Source organism: Mycobacterium sp. 852014-50255_SCH5639931, from assembly GCF_001665605.1.
In the GTDB taxonomy this organism is placed as follows: domain Bacteria; phylum Actinomycetota; class Actinomycetes; order Mycobacteriales; family Mycobacteriaceae; genus Mycobacterium; species Mycobacterium paraffinicum.
On record NZ_LZSV01000002.1, the window covers coordinates 1 to 21,476 of the forward strand.

Annotated in this window: 24 protein-coding genes; 17 read left to right on the plus strand and 7 right to left on the minus strand. The window is 67.5% G+C overall.

Annotated features, from left to right (window positions below; all coding sequences use genetic code 11):
* Positions 1-147 precede the first annotated feature (147 nt).
* The 4 genes from A5758_RS00410 to A5758_RS00425 are packed head-to-tail and all read left to right on the plus strand — an operon-like array spanning position 148 to position 4,220.
* Positions 148-1,302 (plus strand): virulence factor Mce family protein, encoded by a 1,155-nt coding sequence (locus tag A5758_RS00410; protein ID WP_156622450.1) that lies wholly within the window; start codon positions 148-150, stop codon positions 1,300-1,302.
* A 13-nt stretch (positions 1,303-1,315) separates the two neighbouring features.
* Positions 1,316-3,040, plus strand: coding sequence for a virulence factor Mce family protein (locus tag A5758_RS00415; protein WP_067735070.1), 1,725 nt, complete (start codon positions 1,316-1,318; stop codon positions 3,038-3,040).
* The gene (locus A5758_RS00420; protein ID WP_067735074.1) at positions 3,040-3,729 is read left to right on the plus strand and encodes a mammalian cell entry protein; all 690 of its coding nucleotides are present in this window, start codon (positions 3,040-3,042) and stop codon (positions 3,727-3,729) included. Before A5758_RS00415 ends, A5758_RS00420 begins: the two co-directional genes overlap by 1 nt.
* The gene (locus tag A5758_RS00425; protein WP_067735077.1) at positions 3,729-4,220 is read left to right on the plus strand and encodes a mammalian cell entry protein; all 492 of its coding nucleotides are present in this window, start codon (positions 3,729-3,731) and stop codon (positions 4,218-4,220) included. The genes A5758_RS00420 and A5758_RS00425 overlap by 1 nt, the downstream gene beginning before the upstream one ends.
* Positions 4,221-4,229: 9 nt before the next feature.
* Here the strand turns inward: A5758_RS00425 and A5758_RS00430 are convergent, their stop codons facing one another.
* The 3 genes from A5758_RS00430 to A5758_RS25545 all read right to left on the minus strand — a co-directional run bounded on the left by A5758_RS00430 (position 4,230) and on the right by A5758_RS25545 (position 6,539).
* Entirely contained in the window at positions 4,230-4,808 is a 579-nt protein-coding gene (locus A5758_RS00430; RefSeq protein ID WP_067201633.1) for a hypothetical protein, read from the minus strand.
* A gap of 84 nt (positions 4,809-4,892) precedes the next feature.
* Entirely contained in the window at positions 4,893-6,374 is a 1,482-nt protein-coding gene (locus A5758_RS00435) for a trehalose-6-phosphate synthase (RefSeq protein ID WP_067735080.1), read from the minus strand.
* Positions 6,375-6,539, minus strand: coding sequence for a hypothetical protein (locus A5758_RS25545; RefSeq protein WP_156622451.1), 165 nt, complete (start codon positions 6,537-6,539; stop codon positions 6,375-6,377).
* A 16-nt stretch (positions 6,540-6,555) separates the two neighbouring features.
* Between A5758_RS25545 and A5758_RS00440 the strand changes: the two genes are divergently transcribed.
* The 4 genes from A5758_RS00440 (at position 6,556) to A5758_RS00455 (ending at position 9,941) form a co-directional block, all read left to right on the plus strand.
* Complete coding sequence (locus A5758_RS00440; RefSeq protein WP_197503664.1) at positions 6,556-7,233, plus strand: phosphate ABC transporter ATP-binding protein; 678 nt, start codon at positions 6,556-6,558, stop codon at positions 7,231-7,233.
* Positions 7,233-8,030, plus strand: a complete 798-nt coding sequence (gene fetB / locus A5758_RS00445; RefSeq protein WP_067735084.1) for an iron export ABC transporter permease subunit FetB — start codon at positions 7,233-7,235, stop codon at positions 8,028-8,030. Before A5758_RS00440 ends, fetB begins: the two co-directional genes overlap by 1 nt.
* A gap of 64 nt (positions 8,031-8,094) precedes the next feature.
* On the plus strand, positions 8,095-9,018 hold the full coding sequence (locus A5758_RS00450) for an enoyl-CoA hydratase (RefSeq protein WP_067201623.1): 924 nt from the start codon (positions 8,095-8,097) through the stop codon (positions 9,016-9,018).
* Positions 9,019-9,110: 92 nt separating this feature from the next.
* Positions 9,111-9,941: an SDR family oxidoreductase gene (locus A5758_RS00455; protein ID WP_067201619.1), complete on the plus strand. Its 831-nt coding sequence runs from the start codon at positions 9,111-9,113 to the stop codon at positions 9,939-9,941.
* Here the strand turns inward: A5758_RS00455 and A5758_RS00460 are convergent.
* Positions 9,924-10,817: an NAD(P)-dependent oxidoreductase gene (locus A5758_RS00460; protein WP_067735087.1), complete on the minus strand. Its 894-nt coding sequence runs from the start codon at positions 10,815-10,817 to the stop codon at positions 9,924-9,926. The genes A5758_RS00455 and A5758_RS00460 overlap by 18 nt on opposite strands.
* A 76-nt stretch (positions 10,818-10,893) precedes the next feature.
* Between A5758_RS00460 and A5758_RS00465 the strand changes: the two genes are divergently transcribed.
* A complete protein-coding gene (locus A5758_RS00465) occupies positions 10,894-11,685 on the plus strand; it encodes an SDR family NAD(P)-dependent oxidoreductase (RefSeq protein WP_067201611.1) in 792 nt (263 codons plus the stop codon).
* Between the two features lie 17 nt (positions 11,686-11,702).
* Here the strand turns inward: A5758_RS00465 and A5758_RS00470 are convergent, their stop codons facing one another.
* Together A5758_RS00470 and A5758_RS00475 are read right to left on the minus strand one after the other, a co-directional pair.
* Positions 11,703-13,259, minus strand: a complete 1,557-nt coding sequence (locus tag A5758_RS00470) for an LCP family protein (protein ID WP_156622452.1) — start codon at positions 13,257-13,259, stop codon at positions 11,703-11,705.
* A gap of 278 nt (positions 13,260-13,537) precedes the next feature.
* Complete coding sequence (locus A5758_RS00475) at positions 13,538-13,810, minus strand: hypothetical protein (RefSeq protein WP_197503693.1); 273 nt, start codon at positions 13,808-13,810, stop codon at positions 13,538-13,540.
* Between the two features lie 63 nt (positions 13,811-13,873).
* Here A5758_RS00475 and A5758_RS00480 point away from each other — a divergent pair, with 63 nt between their 5' ends.
* Complete coding sequence (locus A5758_RS00480) at positions 13,874-15,022, plus strand: TDT family transporter (protein ID WP_067735093.1); 1,149 nt, start codon at positions 13,874-13,876, stop codon at positions 15,020-15,022.
* A gap of 265 nt (positions 15,023-15,287) precedes the next feature.
* Positions 15,288-15,467 (plus strand): hypothetical protein, encoded by a 180-nt coding sequence (locus A5758_RS00485; protein WP_067735096.1) that lies wholly within the window; start codon positions 15,288-15,290, stop codon positions 15,465-15,467.
* Here the strand turns inward: A5758_RS00485 and A5758_RS00490 are convergent, their stop codons facing one another.
* A complete protein-coding gene (locus tag A5758_RS00490) occupies positions 15,468-16,952 on the minus strand; it encodes an amidase (RefSeq protein ID WP_067736019.1) in 1,485 nt (494 codons plus the stop codon).
* 90 nt (positions 16,953-17,042) lie between these two features.
* Between A5758_RS00490 and A5758_RS00495 the strand changes: the two genes are divergently transcribed.
* The 6 genes from A5758_RS00495 (at position 17,043) to A5758_RS00520 (ending at position 21,475) form a co-directional block, all read left to right on the plus strand.
* A complete protein-coding gene (locus A5758_RS00495; RefSeq protein WP_197503695.1) occupies positions 17,043-17,909 on the plus strand; it encodes an alpha/beta fold hydrolase in 867 nt (288 codons plus the stop codon).
* Positions 17,910-18,077: 168 nt separating this feature from the next.
* Positions 18,078-18,725 (plus strand): S1 family peptidase, encoded by a 648-nt coding sequence (locus tag A5758_RS00500; RefSeq protein ID WP_067201596.1) that lies wholly within the window; start codon positions 18,078-18,080, stop codon positions 18,723-18,725.
* A gap of 149 nt (positions 18,726-18,874) precedes the next feature.
* The gene (locus A5758_RS00505) at positions 18,875-19,342 is read left to right on the plus strand and encodes a lipoprotein LpqH (RefSeq protein ID WP_067735099.1); all 468 of its coding nucleotides are present in this window, start codon (positions 18,875-18,877) and stop codon (positions 19,340-19,342) included.
* A 40-nt stretch (positions 19,343-19,382) separates the two neighbouring features.
* The gene (locus A5758_RS25985) at positions 19,383-20,381 is read left to right on the plus strand and encodes an MAP_0585 family protein (RefSeq protein ID WP_067735102.1); all 999 of its coding nucleotides are present in this window, start codon (positions 19,383-19,385) and stop codon (positions 20,379-20,381) included.
* A gap of 67 nt (positions 20,382-20,448) precedes the next feature.
* The gene (locus tag A5758_RS00515) at positions 20,449-20,688 is read left to right on the plus strand and encodes a hypothetical protein (RefSeq protein ID WP_066955110.1); all 240 of its coding nucleotides are present in this window, start codon (positions 20,449-20,451) and stop codon (positions 20,686-20,688) included.
* A 16-nt stretch (positions 20,689-20,704) separates the two neighbouring features.
* Positions 20,705-21,475 (plus strand): enoyl-CoA hydratase, encoded by a 771-nt coding sequence (locus A5758_RS00520; protein WP_067735105.1) that lies wholly within the window; start codon positions 20,705-20,707, stop codon positions 21,473-21,475.
* The last annotated feature ends 1 nt before the right edge of the window (position 21,476 follow it).

Here is a 21,476-nt window from a genome sequence, read left to right on the forward strand (position 1 = left end):
GTATAAGAGACAGCGCCGGGCCCGGCGCCGGCCTTGGGTAATGCCGGTCCGGCCCCCGGCCCCAACCCGGGGAGCGCTTTCGGGCCGCTCCCGGGCCCCGCGCCGGGCCAGGCGCCGGCGCCGCCGGCCGACCAAGGGGGCGGCTAAGTGAACCGAATGTGGTTGCGCGGTGGCGCTTTAGCGGTGGGCAGCGCGCTGCTGGCCGGCTGCCAATTCAACGGTCTGAACTCGCTGGCGATGCCCGGCACGGCGGGCCATGGCGGCGGCGCCTACTCGATCACCGTCGATCTGCCCGACGTGGCGACCCTTCCGCAGAACTCTCCGGTCATGGTTGACGACGTCACCGTCGGCAGCGTCTCCGGCATCCAAGCCATGCAGCGGTCCGACGGATCGTTCTACGCGGCAGTGAAATTGTCGTTGGAAAAGCATGTCGCGCTGCCCGCCAACGCGACAGCGACCGTCGCCCAGACGTCGCTGCTGGGTTCGATGCACATCGACCTGGCCCGCCCCAAGGGCAAGCCGGCCGTGGGCAAACTGACCGACGGGTCCAAAATCTCCGAGTCCAACACCGGCCGCTATCCCACCACCGAGGAGGTGCTGTCGGCCCTCGGCGTCGTGGTGAACAAGGGCAACGTCGGTGCCCTCGAAGAGATCACCGACGAGACCTATCAGGCCGTCGCCGGCCGGCAGGACCAGTTCGTCGACCTGGTACCCCGGCTGGCGGAACTGACCGCCGGACTCAACCGGCAGGTCAACGACATCATCGATGCGGTCGACGGCTTGAACCGATTTTCGGCGAGCCTGGCCCGCGACAAGGACAACCTGGGCCGGGCGCTGGACACACTGCCCGACGCAATCCGGGTGCTCAATAAGAACCGCGACCATATCGTCGAGGCGTTCTCCGCGCTCAAGAAGCTGGCTACGGTGACCTCGCATGTACTGGCAAAAACCAAGGTGGACTTCGCCGCCGACCTCAAGGATCTGTACGCCGCCTCCAAGGCGCTCGCCGACAACCGGAAGAATTTCGTCACGTCGTTGCAGCTCTTGCTGACGTTCCCCTTCCCCAACTTCGGTATCAAGAATGCGGTGCGCGGTGACTACCTCAACGTGTTCACCACCTTCGATCTCACGCTGCGCCGGCTCGGTGAAACCTTCTTCACCACGGCATATTTCGACCCGAACATGGCCCATATGAACGAGATCCTCAATCCGCCTGACTTTTTGGTCGGCGAAATGGCCAACCTGTCCGGACAGGCGGCCGATCCGTTCAAGATTCCGCCCGGCACGGCTTCGGGACAATAGGGGGCGGGCGCAGATGCACGACAGACTGACCAGGATCCAGTTGTGGATATTCGCGGTGATCACCGCCGTCACATTGACCGTGATGGCGATCTTCTACCTGCGGCTGCCCTCGACGTTCGGGCTCGGAACCTACGCCGGGACGGCCGATTTCGTGGCCGGCGGCGGCTTGTACAAGAACGCCAACGTCACCTACCGCGGCGTCGCCGTCGGCCGGGTGGAATCGGTGGGGCTCAATCCCAATGGCGTCACCGCCGGGATGCGGCTGAACAGCGGCACCGCCATCCCGTCGAACGTCACCGCCACCGTCAAGAGCGTGTCGGCCGTCGGTGAGCAATACATCGACCTGGTGCCACCGAGCGCACCGGCGGGGACCAAGCTGCGCAACGGGTTTCGGATCGAGCAGCAGAACACCCGGATCGGTCGGGACGTCGCCGACCTGTTGAAACGCGCGGAGGCGCTGACCAACAGCCTGGGCGACACCCGCTTGCGCGAGGTGTTGCATGAGACGTTCATCGCGGCCAACGGGTCGGGACCCGAGCTGGCCCGGCTGTTCGAGTCCGCCCGCCTGCTGGTGGACGAGGCCAACGCCAACTATCCGGAAGTCTCCCAGTTGATCGACCAGGCGGGCCCGTTCCTGCAGTCGCAGATTCGCGCCGGCGCCGACATCAAGTCGCTGTCCGACGGGCTGGCGCGATTCACCTCCGAGGTGCGCCAGGCCGACCCGCAGCTGCGCTCTACGCTGGCCACCGCGCCGGGCGCGACCGACGAGGCCAGCACCGCGTTCTCCGGCATCCGCCCGTCCTTCCCGACGCTGGCCGCCAGCCTGGCCAACCTGGGTCGGGTGGGCGTGATCTACCACAAGTCGATAGAGCAGCTGCTGGTCGTGCTGCCGGCGCTGTTCGCCGCGATCACCACGGCGGCCGGCGGTGCACCGCAGGACGAAGGCGCCAAGCTGGACTTCAAGCTGGACCTGAACGACCCGCCGCCGTGCGCCGTCGGCTTCCTGCCCCCGCCGTTGATGCGCACGCCGGCCGACGAGACGGTGCGCGAGCTGCCGAGGGACATGTACTGCAAGGTGGCCCAGAACGATCCGAGCACCGTGCGGGGCGCGCGCAACTATCCGTGCCAGGAATTCCCCGGCAAACGGGCGCCGACGGTGCAGCTCTGCCGTGACCCGAAGGGCTACGTTCCCATTGGCCGCAACCCGTGGCGGGGTCCGCCCGTGCCGTACGACACCCCGGTGACCAACGGGCTGAACGTGTTGCCGCCCAACAAGTTCCCCTACATCCCGCCGGGTGCGGAACCCGATCCGGGCACCCCGATCGTCGGACCACCCCCGCCCGGGGTGGTGCCGGGGCCGGGCCCGCTGCCGAACAAGCAGCCGGCATACGATCCGCCACCGCCCAACGACAACGGGCCGCCACCGCCGTTCACGTCGTGGCAGCCGCCCGGGGTTCCGCCCGTGCCGCCGCAGCTGCCGTATCCCAAGTGGCTGCCGCCTCCGGCGCCGCCGGAAGGGATCAATCCCCCACCCGCGGGCCCGGGACCGGAGAAGCCGTGGGGTCCGCCACCTGGCCCGCAGCCGCAGGCCAGCGGACCCGCGTACGCCACCTATGACGAGAAGACCGGCGCATTTAGGGACCCGGCCGGTGGCACTGGTATTTTCGCGGCCGGTGCTAGCGGCGTGTCCAGCGCCGAGAATTGGGTGGACCTGATGCTCGATCCGAGGCCGATGTAGTGGCAGAGGAGCCAACGAACAATCCGCGCGTCCGTCGTCGGGCCTCCCGCGCGGCCGGCCCCGCGAACGGCGAAGCGAACGAAGCCGCCACGGTGCAGGTCGAAGCCGCGCCGACGCAGCCGGCCAAGCCCGTCAAGGCGCTCAAGTCCCTCAAGCCGCCACCGCGGCGGCGACCGCACCGTGCCCTGGTGGCATGGATTTCCTTCGCGGCCGCGGTGTTGGCCATCGGCGCGCTGGCCGGTTGCCTGGCCGTTCTCGTCATGCAGCAGCGGCACGCCAACGCCCAGCAAGCGCGCGACCAGCGTTTCGTCGACACCGCCACGCAGACGGTGGTCAACATGTTCAGCTACAAGCAGGACAACATCGACGAGAGCGTGAACCGCTTCTTCAACGGCACCAGCGGACCGCTGCGCGGCATGCTCGGCGCCAACAACAACATCGAGAACCTCAAGGGCATCTTCCGCTCCACCAACGCCACGTCGGAAGCGGTCATCAACGGCGCCGCGCTTGAGGGCATCGACACGGTCACCGACAACGCGTCCGTGCTTGTTTCGGTGCGGGTCACGGTCGCCGACATCGACGGCGTGAACAAACCCTCCATGCCCTATCGTCTGCGAGTGATCGTGCACGAGGACGAGCAGGGGCGGATGACGGGCTACGACCTGAAGTATCCCAACGGGGGTAATTGATGCGGTGGCGGCGATGGCTGCTCGTCGTCGCGGGCTACCTCCTGATTCTGGTGTTCGTCGGGTTGTCCGCGGCGGCCGGCTGGTTCTACTGGGGGCGGGTGCAGACGCGTGGCGAGGAAGCGGCGCGGGCGGTGCTACCTGCGTTGGCTACCAAGGAGATTCCCCAGGTCTTCGCCTATGACTATCAGACGGTGGAACGCAGCCTCAGCGACGCGTACCCGCTGTTGACCCCCGACTATCGCCAGGAATTCCGGAAAAGCGCCAACACGCAGATTATTCCGGAGGCCAAGAAGCGCGAGGTTGTCGTCCAGGCCAGCGTCGTGGGCGTGGGAGTCATGTCCGCCAAGCGTGATTCGGCATCGCTGATGGTCTATATGAACCGCACCGTGACCGACAAAACACGCCAGCCGCTCTACGACGGCAGCCGGTTGCGGGTCGACTTCAAAAAGATCGGCAAGCAATGGCTGATCGCCTACATCACGCCGATCTAGGCGCAGGTCCTAATAGCACATCGCAATGCCGTTGCAGTACAACGGATAACGTTCGATCGGGCTGGGCGGCGGCCCGGTCATCTGCAGCGAGAACGGTTGCTTCTTCATTTCCGGCTGCATCCCGCAGACGGCGCCGTGCAGACTGGTGTGGGTGCCGCTCATGTTCTCGTCGCTGAACGCGTAGGTCTCGGTGGACGGTGCGGTGCCGCCGCCCGGACACGAGACGCCGTCCGGTTTCTCGACTTTGAACGTCCACAGCATGCTGGACATTCGGGCCCTGCCGCTGAAGTTCTGCAATTTGTCCGCGGGGGTGATCCGTTCGGCCGTCGAACTCACGATGTTCAGGGCGCAGTTCATCGCGAAGACGATCGGGTCGGAGTAGTCATTCATGTTCCGGGTTCCGGACGGCTGGTCGCACAACGCCGAGATCGTCCAGGTCACCCCGGAGACCCCTGCCTCGTTGAAGTTGTAGTTGCCATCCGGTGGCGGTCCGATCGCGTGCGCGGGATCGCCGGAGTCCAGCGCGATTCCGATGGCGACTGCCGAGAAGATGCCTGCGCCAGCGGCCAACCCGCGACGGAGCTTCACAGTGCCCTCCCTTCCGGAGCTTCCCCTGCACCGATCCACCGAGTATCACAGCGTTTGCGCGGCAGCACCATGGGTTCGGGCGGCCTACTTGGCGTTCTGCGCCTGCGGTTCCGCCAACGCGTCCAGGAATGACCGCGCCCAGCGGTCGACGTCGTGGGCGAGGACCTGGCGCCGCATCGACCGCATCCGCCGCCGGCCCTCCTCGACGGGCTGGCTCAGCGCCGCTTCGATCGCGTCCTTGACGCCCTCGAGATCGTGCGGGTTGACCAGATAGGCCTGCCGGAGTTCGGCGGCAGCGCCGGTGAATTCGGACAGCACCAGCGCACCGCCGAGGTCGCTGCGGCAGGCGACGTACTCCTTGGCGACCAGGTTCATGCCGTCACGCAGGGGGGTGACCAGCATGACGTCGGCGGCCACGAAGAACGCGATCAATTCGTTGCGGGGGACCGGACGGTGCAAGTAGTGCACCACCGGATGGCCGACCTCCGCGTATTCGCCGTTGATGTGTCCCACCTCGCGCTCGATGTCATTGCGCAGAATCTGGTAGCTCTCCACACGTTCGCGGCTCGGCGTCGCGAGCTGCACCAAAACGGTGTCGTCGCGTTTTGCGCGTCCCTCCGCGAGCAGTTCCGAGAAGGCCTTCAGCCGCACATCGATGCCCTTGGTGTAGTCCAGCCGGTCGACGCCGAGCAGCACCTTGCGGGGGTTGCCCAGCTCGGTCCGGATCTCCCGGGCGCGCCGCCTGATGTCGCGGTCGCGGGCGGCCTGGTCGAGTGAGCCCGAATCGATGGAGATGGGGAAGGCGCCGACCCGGACGACGCGCGACCCGAGATCGACCTCGCCGTACCGCGCGCGCACCCCGACCGACCCGCGGGACGTGTTCACGCCGATCAATCGCCGTGCCAGGAACAGGAAGTTCTGGGCCCCCCCGGTCAGGTGGAAGCCAACCAGGTCGGCGCCGAGCAGGCCCTCGATGATCTCGGTGCGCCACGGCAGCTGCATGAACAGTTCCACCGGCGGGAAGGGGATGTGCAGAAAAAAACCGATGGTCAGGTCGGGCCGCAGTTCCCGCAGCATCGCCGGCACGAGTTGCAGCTGGTAGTCCTGCACCCATACGGTCGCGCCCTGGGCGGCGGCGCGGGAGGTGGCCACGGCGAAGCGCCGGTTGACCTCGACGTAGCGGTCCCACCATTGGCGGTGGTAGATCGGCTTGACGATGACGTCGTGGTAGAGCGGCCACAGCGTGGCGTTCGAGAATCCCTCGTAGTACTGGGCGATGTCGTCGGCGCTCAGCCGCACCGGGCGCAGCTCCAAGTCCTCCTGGACGATGGGCTCGTCATCGAAATCGGTCTCTTCCTCGGCGACGCCCGCCCAGCCGACCCATGCGCCCCGCCGGCGGCGCAGCAGCGGCTCCAGGGCCGTCACCAAGCCGCCGGGGCTGCGCTTCCACGCCGTGGTGCCGTCGGGAAGCCGTTCCTGGTCTACCGGCAGCCGGTTGGCGACCACCACAAAGTCGGAATTCCCGAAGGTCGGTGTCTTCGAGTCGTGCCCGTCCCCGGGTGTCATTTACGCGTCGAGTTTTGCGGGCCCAATACCGAGCATGGACAGGAAGACGCGGCACTCGTCGGCGTCGTTCGCATAGGCCGCGACGACTCGCCTGGCCTGGCTCGCGGTGCTGTCGGCAACCGGTTCGACGTCGTCGATCTCGCCAGGGTCAGATTTCGTAGCCATGACATAACTGTAGGTGATGCAGGATGAGCAGGTGGGTGAGGACTTGATGTTCGAGTTCCTCGACGTGGTGGTAGAGCGGCAAGGCGTGCGGGCGCTGGACGGCCTGACGGCAGCCATCCCGGGTCGGGGTGTGACGGCGGTGTTCGGCCCGTCGGGCTCGGGCAAATCCACCCTGCTTCGGCTGTGCAACCGGCTCGAGGTGCCGACGAGCGGCACGGTGTCGTTCTGCGGCGAGGACGTCGCCGGCATCGATCCCCTGTGGTTGCGTCGCCGGGTCGGCATGTGTTTCCAGCGTCCGTCGCCGTTTCCGGGGACGGTCGCCGACAACCTGCGGGCAGCCGCCCCAGAAGCATCCGACGAACGGATGCGGGACACGCTGTCCCGGGTCGGTTTGACCGGATCCTGGCTGGACCGCGACGCCACGGCCTTGTCCGGCGGGGAGGCGCAGCGGATGTGCCTGGCCCGCACGCTGATGGCCCAACCGCAGGTCTTGCTCCTCGACGAACCCACCTCCGCCGTCGACGCCGAAGCCGCCAGGGTGATCGAGCGTGCCGTGCGAGACCTGGCGGCCGACGGGATTCCCGCTCTGTGGGTCACCCACGATTCGCCGCAGGTGGAACGCGCCGCGGACCGGGTCCTGCACATCGAGCGGGGCCGAAGCCTGGGGCTCGGCCCGGTCGGGTCGGTGGCGTGATGAACGGCCAGGTTGGCTGGATGGGCCTGGCGGCGTCGCTGATTCTGGTGGCGTTCGCGGCGGTGATTTCGCTGTGGCAGCGGTTGGGACTGCAGGGGCAGCTCGCCTGGGCGGCGGCGCGCGCCTTGGCGCAGTTGCTGCTCGTCGGTGGCGCGCTGACGTTGCTGTTCGAGCCCGGCCGTTCCCTGTGGTGGTCATGGGCGTGGGTGGCGGGCATGGTGGTCTACGCCGGGGATCTCGCCCGGCGTCGGGCGCCTGAGGTGCCGCGACTCGCGCCGCTGACGATCGCGGCGTTCGCCGCCGCGGCCGTCATCACCCTCGGGGTGATTTTCGGGCTGCGGGTGTTCCCCCTGCAGGCGCGGACTCTGGTGCCGGTCGCCGGGATGATGATCGGCAACTCGATGACGGCCACGGTGTTGGTGGCGCGGCGGTTGGTCGACGAGCTCCGCGACAAGCGCGACGAGATCGAAGCCAGGCTCGCCCTCGGGCAACCCTCCCGCCAGGCCGCCTCCCCGTACCTGCGGACCGCGTTGCGGTCGGCGATATCGCCGCAGATCGAAACCACCAAAGCCACCGGGCTGGTGTTCCTCCCGGGTGCCATGACGGGACTCATCCTCGCCGGCGTGCATCCGGTGCAGGCCGTGCTGGTCCAGGCCGTCGTGATGTTCTTGATCCTGGGCTCGGTGGCGGCCACCACCGTCGTCGTCGCACTCGGACTGGTCCGCCTGGCGTTCACCCGTGACCACCGCCTGCTGCCGCTCGGCACGCGGCCGGACGGCTCACCCACCCACCGGTGAGCCACTTACACACTGGCCGTAATGTGTAAAGACGTCGGACCTGACAACAAGTGAGGTGGGCCGCATGACACTCTCCGAGCAAACCGGTGCTCAGACGGGCGACGCCAACGCCGAAGAGTTGGTGAGCTACGAAACCCTCGACGAGGGCCGCATCGCGCGGATATGGCTCAACCGGCCGGACGCCCACAACGCGCAAAGCCGCGGCCTGCTGGTGCAACTCGACGAGGCGTTTCTGCGCGCCGAGGCCGACGACACCGTGCGCGTGGTGATCCTGGCGGCGCGCGGCCGAAACTTCTCCGCGGGCCACGACCTGGGCTCAGAGCTGGCGATCGCCGAGCGCAGCCAGCTTCCGAGCTTCCGCATCAACGGCGGGACCCGCGATCCGATCGCGGAGAAGATCTACCTGCAGGAGTGGCACTACTTCTTCCAAAACACCTGCCGCTGGCGGGATTTACGCAAAATCACCATTGCCCAGGTGCAGGGTAACGCGATCTCCGCTGGCCTGATGCTGATCTGGGCATGCGATCTCATCGTGGCCGCCGACAATGCCAAGTTCAGCGATGTCGTCGCGGTGCGCCTGGGGATGCCGGGCGTCGAATATTACGCCCACCCTTGGGAATTCGGTCCCCGCAAGGCCAAAGAGCTGCTACTGACCGGAGATTCGCTCGACGCCGACGAGGCTTATCGGCTTGGCATGGTGTCCAAGGTGTTCCCCGTCGACGAGCTGGCCGAGAAGACACTGGAATTCGCCCGGCGCATCGCCGACCGGCCCACGATGGCGGCGCTGCTCGTCAAGGACTCGGTCAACGCCGCTTCCGACGCGATGGGATTCACCGAGGCCCTGCGGCACGCGTTCCACATCCACGAGTTGGGGCATGCGCACTGGGCGGCCCACAACGAGAACAGGTACGCGGTCGGACTGCCGCCCGACGTCGAGGACTGGCGCAACGCGAAGCCGACGCAGGTGGCCCGCCGCGATACGCCGTAGCGCTCGCCGGCCGCACGCGGCCACCCGTTGCCGCGGCGAGTTCTCCGCGTGGTTCGATATCTGGAACCTGTTTCAGTTTGAGAGGGCGTCGCGTGCAGCTTTCTTTTGAGAACCGGACATATCTGGTCACCGGTGGTGGCAGCGGGATCGGCAAGGGCGTGGCCGCCGGGCTGGTCGCGGCGGGCGCCTCGGTCATGATCGTCGGCCGCAACCCCGACCGGCTGGCGGGGGCCGTCAGCGAGATCGAAGCACTTCCAGGTGACGGCTCCATTCGCTACGAGCCGACCGACGTCACCAACGAAGAGGAGGCCGCCCGCGCGGTGGACGCCGCGACGGCCTGGCACGGTCAACTCCACGGGGTGGTGCATTGCGCGGGTGGCTCTGAGACCATCGGGCCGATCACCCAGATCGACTCAGACGGCTGGCGGCGCACCGTCGATCTCAACGTCAACGGCACCATGTACGTGCTCAAGCACGCCGCGCGGGAGCTGGTCCGCGGTGGCGGCGGCTCGTTCGTGGGCATCTCATCGATCGCGGCCAGCAACACCCACCGATGGTTCGGCGCCTATGGCGTCAGCAAGTCGGCCGTCGACCACATGATGCAGCTGGCCGCCGACGAGCTCGGCCCGTCCTGGGTGCGCGTCAACAGCATCCGGCCGGGCCTGATCCGCACGGATCTGGTCGCCCCGGTCTTCGCGTTGCCGGAGGTGAGCGACGACTACCGCGAGTGCACGCCGCTGCCAAGGCCCGGCGAGGTCGAGGACGTCGCCAACCTGGCGATGTTCTTGCTCAGCGACGCCGCGTGCTACATCACCGGGCAGATCATCAACGTCGACGGTGGGCTCATGCTGCGACGCGGCCCGGACTACTCCGCGATGCTGGAACCCGCGTTCGGTGCCGACGGGCTACGCGGAGTCGTCTGATCCCAGGCCGGCGTCTCGATCGGCGAGCGTGGCGAGCGCCGACCAGTCCAGGTGCCCGCCGCCCGTGGCCACCAAGGTGAGGAAGCGGTCACGCAGCAGGCTCGCCACCGGCAGTGGCACCTGCAACTGCTCCGCGGCGGCGAGCGCCAGGCGAACATCTTTGAGGCCCAGCTGGGCGGCGAAGCCGGCCGGCTCGAATTCCCGCCGGGCGATGAGCCCGCCGTACGTTTGATAGACGGGGGCCGCGAACAACGTCGAAGTGAGGATGTCGACGTACTGCTGCCTGTCGACCCCCGCCTTGGCGACGAGCGCGACGGCCTCACTGACGCTCTCGATCACCGAAGCGATCAGGAAGTTGCCGCTCAGCTTCACCAGGTTGGCGCTGTGCGGCTGCTCGGAAACCACAAAGGTCCGCTGGCCGATCGCGTCGAACAGCGGGGACAGCGGCTGCAGCACCTGCGGCTCGCCCGCCGCGACGACGAAAAGCTTTGCGGCGGCTGCCGCTTCGGGCCGACCGAATACCGGCGCCGCGGCGTACCGCTGACCCGCTTCGGCATGCGCGGTGGCCAGGCGCTCCGAGAGGGCAACGCTGATGGTGCTCGACGAGACGTGCGTGGCGCCCGCGGCCAGTGCCGCCAGAATCCCGTGTTCGCCGAACGCAACGGCCTCGACGGCGTGGTCGTCGGCCAGCATGGTGAACACCACGTCGCCGGTGCACGCCTCGGCGACCGTTGAGGCGGCGGTGGCGCCCCGCTCGACCAGGCCCTCCGCCTTGCCGGGGGAGCGGTTGTAGACGGTGACCTGGTGGCCCGCCCCGATCAGGTTGGCGGCCATGCCCCGGCCCATGTTGCCCAAGCCGATAAATCCGATGTCCATGCATCCACTCTGCCTTGTCGGGGGCCGTCCTTTGCGATGATGAGCGCCTAGTGACGCGACGAGCACGGGAGCAGCAATGAATCGACTCGAGGGCAAGCGAATTCTGGTGACGGGCGCCGCGTCGGGGATCGGGCAGGCGACCGCGCTGCGGCTCCTCGACGAAGGCGCCACCGTGGTCGCCTCCGACGTCGCCGAGGCCGGCCTGGACGCCACCCGGGGCCGCGCGGACGAGGCCGCGACCGCCGGCCGCCTCACCACCGTGCCGATGGACGTGGGCAACGAGGACTCGGTGATCGACGGTGTGCGCCGGGCCGTCGAAAAGCTCGGCGGCCTGGACTCATTGGTCAATGCCGCCGGCATCCTGCGCGCTGCGCACACCCACCAGACCAGCCTGGAACTGTGGAACCAGATCGTCGGCGTCAACCTGACCGGGACGTTCCTCGTTGTGCGCGAAGCGCTTCCGATGCTATTGGCGAATCCGCGCAGTGCGATCGTCAACTTCAGTTCGACCTCGGCGTCGTTCGCCCACCCGTATATGGCGGCATACGCGGCAAGCAAAGGCGGAATTCAGGCCTTCACCCATTCACTGGCGCTCGAATACGCGCGTGACGGCCTGCGCGCGGTCTGCGTGGCACCCGGCAGCATCAAGTCCGGAATCACCGACGCGACCGGGGGATATATCCCGAAAGACGCTGACTGGTCGTTGTTTTCGAGGTTGATGCCGATCCTGCCGACCACGGTGGAGTCCAGCGGCACCGGGATGGCGGACCCGTCGGCGGTCGCCGGGGTGATCGCCATGCTGGTCTCCGATGACGGTGCGTTCATCACCGGGACCGAGATCCGCATCGACGGCGGGACGCACGCTTAGCGCGCTTGCGATCGCCGCTAGTTAACGCAGGGCACGCCGCCGCCGTCGATCGGTTTCCCCTGATCCGGCGTCGGATAGGTCGTGGTGGTGCCGTTGTAGGAATACGTCTTGGCCTTGGTCGACGTTGTGGTGCTCGCGGTTTCGTCCGAAGTGCCGTCGTCAACCATCGACACCGAGAAATTGGTATCAACGGTCACCCTGATGTGTCCGGGCTGGACGTTGGGATCGGGCTGACTGGGCGCGTCGAGGCCGAGCAGTTTGGCCACATTACGCGCGTCGGTTTCCGCCCCGGCGCCATACGCGACGGTGCTCGCCGAGGGCTCACCCGAATTGCGGTCCCGGGTCTGCCCCGTGGTGTAGCCGTGGTTCTGCAGGGCGTGGGACACCTCGGTCGCGAGTCCGCTCATGCTGCCGGCATTGATGACGTCGACGATGGTCGACGGACTCGGTTTGGCGGCCGTGGTGGCGGGCGTCGTGGTCGGGGGCGAGGCGCCGATCGCCGTGGCTACCTCCGCCTTGATCGCGGCCGGGTCGATGATGTTGACGTCCTGGCCGTCGATGTTGTCGTAGCGCACCACCGGCAGCGTCCGGAACTCGACGTGGCCGCCGGATGCCAGCGAACCCAGCCGCTGGATCATCTCCTCGTCCCAACCGGAAGACAACACCACATCCTTGCGCGCCACCGCCATGAGGCCTTTGAGCTTGTCCAGGTTGGTGAAGGTTCCCGCGGCCTGCAACTCCTGCATGACCGACGAAATGAACGCCTGCTGCCGGTGGGTCCGGTCCAGGTCACCGTTTTCCAGCCCGTGGCGCTGCCGGACGAAGGACAACGCCTGGGAGGCGTCCAGCGTCTGTCGCCCTGCCGGGAAGTCGGCGCCGGAATACGAGTCGTAGACGGGATGGTTGAGGCAGACCTCCACCCCGCCCAGGGTCTGTGCCAGGTCGAAGAACCCGGCCAGATTGACCTCGGCGAAATAGTCGATCGGAACGCCGGTCAGGCTGCGCACCGCGCGCAGGGTCGCCGCCCGGCCGGCTTCGCGACCCTTGGTCTCGAGTTCTTTCTGGCTGCTGGTGCCCTGGTTGGCAAGCTTGTTCGCGACGTACTGCTTGGTGAGGCCGTACGCCTCCTTGATCTTGATGTGGTTGTATCCGGGGACCCCGGTGAAGGGCACCCAGTCGTCGCGCGGGATTGAGAAGGCGACAACTTTGTTGTCGGCGCTGACGTGCACCAGGATCAGCGTGTTGGTGTTGTACCCGCCGTCGTCGGAATCGCCGGCGTGCAGATGCTTCAGGATCGACCAGGGCAGGTCGTTGCCGTCCTGGTCTTTGCGCGAGTCCAGCCCGATCAGCAGGATGTTCATGTCGTCGCCGCTGGACCGCGGATCGTCGGGCTGCAGGGCGTTCGAGACGGTGATGCCGCCCAGCGCGCCGTGAGCCACGTAGTAACCCGCCCCGGTCAGCCCCACCGCCGCCACCGAGATCAGCGCGCCCAAGGTGCGCGTCAGCCCTCTACGGAAACGTGAGGGTTGGCGGACGGCTCGATGGCGGCGATGAGCACCGCCCGAGCGGGCCATCACAAACCTCTGCCCACGCCCAGCGCATCACCAGCCACCGCAACGGCGGTCTGCGGCGATGTCGCTTCAAGCATGGTGTCAAGTATGCGTTAGCTTGCTGTGAAGCCCCCAATCGAGAACGCTTCCCAGGTCGGCCCCCTGCGGCGGCCCGCGCGAGCGTTAGCGGCGCCAATCCGGGTCTGACCAGCGCGTTCCGGCTCGAGCGTCGCACCGTGGTTTCGACAAGGTCACACTGCCGACGGGACCGACTCGAACTTGTTATCGAGCCGAGACGGCGGCTACCGGGCTGGGACGAGGTCCTCGCCCGACTCGTAGAAAACGGTGATGTTCGAGCCGGTCACGATCTCGGCGAGGTAGACACCGAGCGGCTCGACCTCGTAGTAGTAATGAACATTGCCCTGGGGGTCCACCGCCGTCGCGCAGGACAAGCCCGGCGCCCCGCATCGTTGCTTGATGGGGATGGCGAGAATGGCGAGCGCCACCACCACGGCAATCCCGACCATGAGCGGGACCCTCGTGATTGCCTGCCTCCTCGTGGGCGCCGGATGCATCACCGTTGGAGTGTAAGCGGGATGCCCGCCCGGTTCGGCGCGGCGCAGTAGGGTTTTTCAGCTATGACCACCATCAACCCGGACGGCACGCCGTCGCCGCAGACCCGGGTCGAGGTACTGGGCAACATCGGACCCAACTGGTTCGCCTCGGTGATGGGCACCGGGATCGTCGCCATCGCCGGCGCCACCCTGCCCGTGCACGTGGCGGGATTGCGCGCATTCGCCCAGGTGGTCTGGGTAATGGCCGCCGTCCTGCTCGTGGTGCTGATCGTCCTGGTGGGGGGGCACTGGTTGCGCCACCCCACCGTCGCACGCACGCACGCGCGCAATCCGCAGATGGCGCACTTTTACGGTGCCGCCCCGATGGCGTTGATGACGGTCGGCGGCGGAGCGGTGTTGGTCGGCAGGGATCTGCTGGGCGAACGCATCGCCGTCGACCTGGACTGGGTGCTGTGGACCGCCGGCACGCTGGGCGGGCTGTTCACCGCGGTGAGCATTCCGTTCTTGATGTTCACCCAGCACAACGTCGAGCCCGACGCGGCATTCGGTGGCTGGCTCATGCCCGTGGTCCCGCCCATGGTGACCGCGGCAACCGGTGCGCTGCTGCTGCCGCACATGTCGGCGGGCACCGGGCGCGAAACCATGCTGTACGGCTGCTACGCGATGTTCGGGCTGTCGTTGCTGGCTTCCCTGAACATCATCGCCATGATCTGGGCGCGCCTGACCCTCTATGGCACCTCGGGTTCCGCGCGGGTGCCAACGCTGTGGATCGTCCTGGGTCCCCTCGGCCAATCCATCACCGCCGCAGGACTTTTGGGTGCCAGCGCCGGGCTGGCCGTTGGCCCCGAAGTGGCCGAGGACATGAATGCCTTCGCTATCCTGTACGGAGTGCCGGTGTGGGGCTTCGCGGTGTTGTGGATCGCGCTGGCCACCGCGCTTACCGTGCGCACCCTGCGGCGCGGCATGCCGTTCGCCCTGACGTGGTGGAGTCTGACCTTCCCGGTCGGAACCTTCGTCACGGGTACCTCCCAGCTCGCCGGCCACACGCATCTGCCCGCGTTCCGGGTGGCCGCGGTCATCGCGTACGCCGGCCTGTTGTTCACCTGGCTGCTGGTTGCCGCGCGCACCGCGCGGGGCAGCCTCCACGGCAACCTGCTCAAGCTGCCGCCGAGCACCACGCCGGTGAAGGCCAGCAAGGAACCGGTGTCCTGATCGGGCGTCGGTGTGGGAGGGGCCGTAGGCGTTTCGATCCCCGGGGTCGGCGGGTAGGCAACTCTGAGCCGATCGGAGGGCTGAATGATGGACTCAAGCGAGCCGCCGGAGCGGGGTACTCCGAGCGAGACACCCGAGGCGCCGGCGCCGACGGAAACACCTGAACGGCTCGCACCGGCAGATCCGCCGGAGCGTTTGACGCCGTCGGAACCGTCCGAGCGTTAGGCGCGGACACAAGCAGCTTGATGAGGACCGGAGGTTGAGGATGCGCGCTGAAGAAGGCGACGAAACGGTCAAGGACTACGCCGAGGAGGGCAAACAGGCCCTCGGCAGGATCAACGCTTCGCAGCGAGCCGGGTATCGGCTTGGCGACGTGGCCCGGCGGTTCGCCAGGTTGTGGCGGGGCGATCACGCGCCGGGGGACCAGCCCGGGTCACCGAGTTAGTCACGCGGGCGCCGGATACCGGTGCGCCCAGGGGCCGGCTTCTTCGAGCTGGGCTGCCAGCTGGAGTAGATCACCGTCCGCGCCCAGGCGCCCCACCAACTGCACACCGAGCGGAAGCCCGGCCGCTGTCCAATGCAGGGGCACGCTGATCGCGGGGCGCCCGGTGATGTTGGCGAGTTGCGTGTAAGGTACCCAGCCCAGGCTTTCCTGGATCAGTTGGTCGAGAATTCCGCTGTGCGCCATGACTTTTCCCGCCCGGAGCTTGCTGGCGACGCGTGCCACCTGTTGCAGCGGGCGCGGCGTCGCCGTGGCGCCGACGCGAAGTGGCGGCGTGGCCAGGGTCGGCGTCAACAAGCAATCGAAGGTCTCGTGGAACGTCGACAGGGATCGGATGTGATTGTTTCTGTTCTCCAACGCAAGAATGGGCGCCAGAACGCCGGTGGCGCGGGCGAGTTCACTCACGGCCAAGGTGTCGGCCTCGAAATCGCGGTCGCGGGCGCCGGTGCGTTGTCTGGCGTCGGCAACGTGCTGATAGAGCTGCGCGAACCAGATGGTGAGAAAGTCCCGCGCCAGGGCGGCGTCGTCGTAGGGGGGTGGAACCTCCTCGACCCGGTGCCCCAGGTCGCTGAGGAGCGCCACCGCCCGTTCCACCGCGGCGACGGCTTCCCGGTCGGGATGGGGGTTGATCGCCGAGGACCACGAGTATCCGATGCGCAACTCGCCTGGCCGGCGCTTGATGTGGTCGGCGAAAGTACCTCGCGGAAGGGCAACTTCGTAGGCGGCATGCGGATCGCGGCCGACGATTGCGTCACACAGTGCGGCGCTGTCGCGCACGGTGCGTGATACGACGCCCTGGGTCACCATCCCAAACATCGGCTCGCCGGTCTGCGGGCCGTAGGGCGACAGTCCCCGGCTGAACTTGAGTCCGACCAGCCCGTTGCAGGCGGCGGGAATGCGGATCGATCCACCGCCGTCGTTGGCCCCGGCCGCCGGGACGATCCCGGCGGCGACCGCTGCGCCGGATCCACCCGACGAACCGCCGGGAGTGTGCTCGGTGTTCCAGGGGTTGCGGGCCGGGCCCCAGTAATCCGATTCCGTCACGCCCTTGGCCCCGAACTCCGGGGTGTTGGTCATTGCGAAGATCACCAATCCCGCGTCCAGGAACCGCTGAGTCACCAGGGCGTGTTGGTCGGCCACGTCGTTGGCGAGCGAACGCGAACCGCTCGAGGTCGGAAAGCCGCGGTACTCCTGAGCAAGGTCTTTGATCACGAAGGGCACACCGGCAAACGGTCCGCGCAGGCCCGGGTCGGCGGCCTGCCGGTCCGCCACATCGCCGAGGCGGCGGACGATCGCGTTCAACCGCGGATTCACTGCGTCCGCTCGCTGACGCGCCAACGCGAGGAGTTCGGCCGGCGTGACCTGCTTGCGGTCGACCATTTCGGCCAACGCGGTCGCGTCCAAGGACATGTACTCGTCAAGCTGCATCGGTTTCTCCTCTGGACGCCCCGCTGCATCGTATTGGAGCCGCTTCGACACCGGGTCGGCGCCGAAGCGGCTTAGTATCACCTGATGCCCATGGCAGTGGAACCGTTTTCGATCCAGGGACCCGGCGGCGTACGCATCGTCGCCGACCGCCTGGGCGATCCTCGAGCGCGCGCCGTGGTGTTCCTGCACGGCGGCGGGCAGACCCGTCGCTCCTGGGGCAAGGCCGCCGCAGCCGTCGCACAGCGTGGCTGGCAATCCGTCACCGTCGACCTGCGCGGCCACGGCGAATCCGACTGGTCCGACGAAGGCGACTACCGCGTCGTCAGCTTCGCCGGCGACGTCCAGGAGGTGCTGGGCACGCTGCCACCGCAGCCGGTACTGGTCGGTGCCTCTCTGGGCGGGTTCACCTCGATGCTGCTCGCGGGTGAGATTTCCCCGGGCATCGCAAGCGCGGTCGTGTTGGTCGACATCGTGCCGAACATGGACCAGTCCGGAGCCAATCGGATACACGCCTTCATGTCCGATCGGGTGGAATCGGGCTTCGCCTCACTTGACGAGGTCGCTGACGCGATCGCCCAATACAACCCGCACCGCCCGCGCCCAACCGACTTAGACGGACTGACCACGAATCTGCGCCGCCGTGGCGATCGCTGGTACTGGCACTGGGATCCCCAGTTCATCAGCGGCACCGCCGCGTATCCCCCATTCGAGGTCACCGACCCCGACCGCATGCACGCGGCCGTCGACGCCATCTTGGGCAGCGGCGTGCCGATGCTATTGATTCGGGGTCAGATGAGTGACCTCGTCAGCCAGGAACGCGCGGACGAATTCCTGGCGCGCTTTCCGCAGGTCGAATTCACCGACGTACGCGGTGCCGGACACATGGTCGCCGGCGATCGCAACGACATCTTCGCCGACGCCGTCCTGGGGTTCCTCGCCCGGCATCTGGGCGACTGATCGGTCCGTCGAACTAGGGTGAAAGTCGTTGTCCGACAGGGTATTCACTAAAGGTTTTGTCGCTCATGTCAATTCGGTCTGGGTCAGGTGTGGGCCCGCACTTGGCGCCCAGGCGGCCGAAACCCGCTCGCGCTGTTAGCATGCTGCCGACACATCAAGAGAGGCGGCGTGGCATTGCGGTGGTTGCGAGGTTTGGGCTTGGTCGGTGCTGTGCTCGTCGCCGCGACGGCGCTGGCGAACCCGGCGCAGGCCGATGCGCACGTCACGCCGGGCATCAAGGTCGAAGACGAAAATAGCTCGTGTACATCGGGTTTCGCGGCGCAGGGCAATGACGGCAGCTACTATCTGATGACCAGCGGCCACTGCGACGCCCACGACGGCTCACAGTGGACATACGGCAATGACGTCCCGCTCGGAAAAATCACCGCCAGCGAGAAAGAGGGCGACACGAGGGACGCCGCCATCATCCTCCTCGGCCCGAGCGTGGGAGCGCCCCTCGGAGATGTCGGCGGACGGTACACTGTCCGGGATGTGTTGAGCGCTAACCAAATTCGCGAAGGCATGCCTTTCTGCAAATTTGGCGCGGTCACCGGTGAGACCTGTGGTTCCGTCACACACGTAGACGGTGACGTTGTCGAAGCCAGCGTGTTCAGCCTCAATGGCGACAGCGGCAGTCCGGGTTTCGTGAAGAACCCCGACGGCACCGTGAGTGCCGTGGGTCTGTTGATGTCCTCACCCGACGGCGACGACTACACGACCTACTTCACGCTCATCGACCCGCTGCTGGGCAGGTGGGGGTTACGCGTTCTCCCTTGACAGTCAACCGCGCCCGGCCGCCTTTAACACAGCGTTTGTAACTTGCGGCTAACGGGTATCCGCGCGCCGCGGCACTGGCCGGGGCTCGCTAGGTTGACGAGGCCAATGAGTTCGTTAGTGCGACACCAGCGACACGAGGGAGAGCAGTAGTGAAGCGTGGGATCGTCGTCGGCGTGGCGGGCGTGGCCGTAGTGGTCGCGGCGTGCGCCGGCTGTTCGAGTAACAAGTCAAGCACTGGATCGTCGGGTTCCTCGTCGCCGTCAGCGGCCGGCCCGCAGGTCATCGTCGACGGTCAGACTCAGAACGTCAGCGGGCAGGTCACGTGCACGCCGGCGGGCGACAACACCAACATCGGCATCGGTGACCCGACGGCGGGGGTCGGCGCCGTGGTCAGCAACGCCAGCCCGCCCATCGTGCACTCGGTCGGACTCGGCAGCGTCAACGGCATCACGCTCGGCTTTTCTGACGCGGCCCCCAATCAAGGCGGCAACGCGGGAGCCGCGGTCAACGGGAAGACTTACGCAATCAAGGGCACCGCGACCGGGCTCGACATGAGCAACCCGCAGCAACCGCAGCAGGTGACCAAGTCTTTCGAGTTGGACGTGACCTGCCCGTAGTGCAGGCGACCGAGACCCAAGAGGGGACGCAGCTATGTCTATGAAACGTGTCGTCAGCGCGGCGGCCGTCGCGGCGGGCCTGAGCATGTCCGCGGTTACTTTGAACGCGGGTTCGGCCTTCGCGGCTCCGCTCGACCCACCGCCGCCGTGCCCTGGCTGCCATGGCGGCGGCGGTGGCGGTGGCGGCGGGGGCAACCCCGGCGGACCCGGCGGGCAGCCGGGCGGACCGGGCGGGCAGCCGGGCGGACCGGGCGGGCAGCCGGGCGGACCCGGTGGGCAGCCGGGCGGACCCGGTGGGCAGCAGGGCGGGCCCGGCGGCGCGCAGGGTGGCCAAGACAATCCTCCCCAGGGTGGGCACGGGCAGAACCCACCGCAGGGCGGACAGAACAACAACCCGCAGCAGGGTGGGCAGAACTCGCCGGCGCCCAACCAGTACCCGCAGCAGGGCGGGCAGAACAACCCCCAGCAGGGCGGGCAGAACTCGCCGGCGCCCAACGACCACGGGCAGTACCCGCAGCAGGGCGGGCCGGGCAACCAGCCGGGTGATCACGATCAGAACGGGCCGGGTGGACAACCCAACGCGCCGGCGAGCGAGCAAAACCCGCCGCCGCCGCAGGGCAGGCAGGCCCTCAATCCGCCGAGCACCCAGCCTCCGCATCAGCCTTACGTTCCGCGCGGGACGTACGTCAGCGGTAACGCCCAGGTAGGCGGGCCCGGCGATGCGCGAGCGGGCTTCAGCATCGTCGACCACGGGGCACCGCCGCCACCCCCGCCGCGGGGTCACGGCTGGAACGACGGTCCGGCCCCCGGCCACCAGCCGCCGCACTGGGTCGGCGCGCCGCCTCCAGGGGGTTGGGACGGTCCGCCGCCTCCCGGCGGCTGGAACCGACCATGGTCCGGGCCGCAGCGTGATGTCGCCGTCGCGCAGGTCGATTTTGGGCCGTTCCAGTACGACTCCTACACCGCCATCCCGGTCTTCAACTGGCAGTTCGGCGGTTGGGGATTCTGGTACATGGGCGTCTGGGTTCCGCTGTACTGACGGTCCGCCGGCTTAGCCGGCGCGCCATTGGCGGGCGGCAATCGGGGGGGCGTGGCAGGCTCCGGGAATGGATGTGCGAGAGAACGTCCGCCGAGCCATAGACGTGATGACGGCTTGGACGTCCGACAGCGGCAACGAATTCGCCTGGAACCGGCTCGTCGAGAACGTGATCGATGAGCCCGACGGAGAAATCCTGCTGTTGATGGGCTTCGTCAACCTCGCGGGCGAGCTGGGGATCAAGCTGGAGAAGGCGACCGGCCAAAAGATGCGCGCTCACCTCCAAGACATCGCCCTGAAGTACCTATGAGCGGTGCGTGAACGCGATGGAGAAGCGGTTCGTCCGGGTCGGTGGTGACGGCGGCGTACTCACCATCGAGCTGACCAATTCGAAACGGCTCAACATCGTCGGCACGCGCGCCGTGGAGGAGTTGACACAGGCATTCCGCGCCGTCGACGGCGATGGTGACGTCCGGGTGGTCGTGCTGCGGGGGGCGGGGGACGCGGCGTTCATCGGGGGCGCCGACATCAACGAGATGGTCAACCTGGACCGGTCGAGCGCCGAGGCGTTCATCCGTCGGCTCGCAACCCTGTGCGAGTCGATCCGCGAATGTCCTGCCCCCGTCATCGCCCGGCTGGCCGGGTACTGCCTCGGCGGTGGGCTCGAGGTCGCGATGTGCTGCGATCTGCGGGTCGCCGAATCCGGGGCGACATTCGGCATGCCGGAAGTGGCGGTCGGCATCCCCTCGGTGATCCACTCGGCCTTGATGCCCGCGCTGATCGGGGCGTCGCACGCGGCCTGGCTCCTGCTGACCGGTCAGACAATCGACGCGGACACGGCCGTCACGTGGGGTTTGGTGCATGAGGTGGTTGCCGCCGACGCGCTCGACTCTCGCATCGCCGAACTCACTGCGAAACTCGCCGGATTCGGCCCGCACACGGTCCGGCAGCAAAAGCGCCTGCTCAACAAGTGGTTCGACATGACGGTCCACGGGGCGATCGAGGACAGCATCGAGCAGTTCGGTCTGGCGTTCTTGACCGGAGAGCCCCAACGCCACATGCGAGCGTTTCTGGCCCGCAAGAAGGACCGAGCGTAGC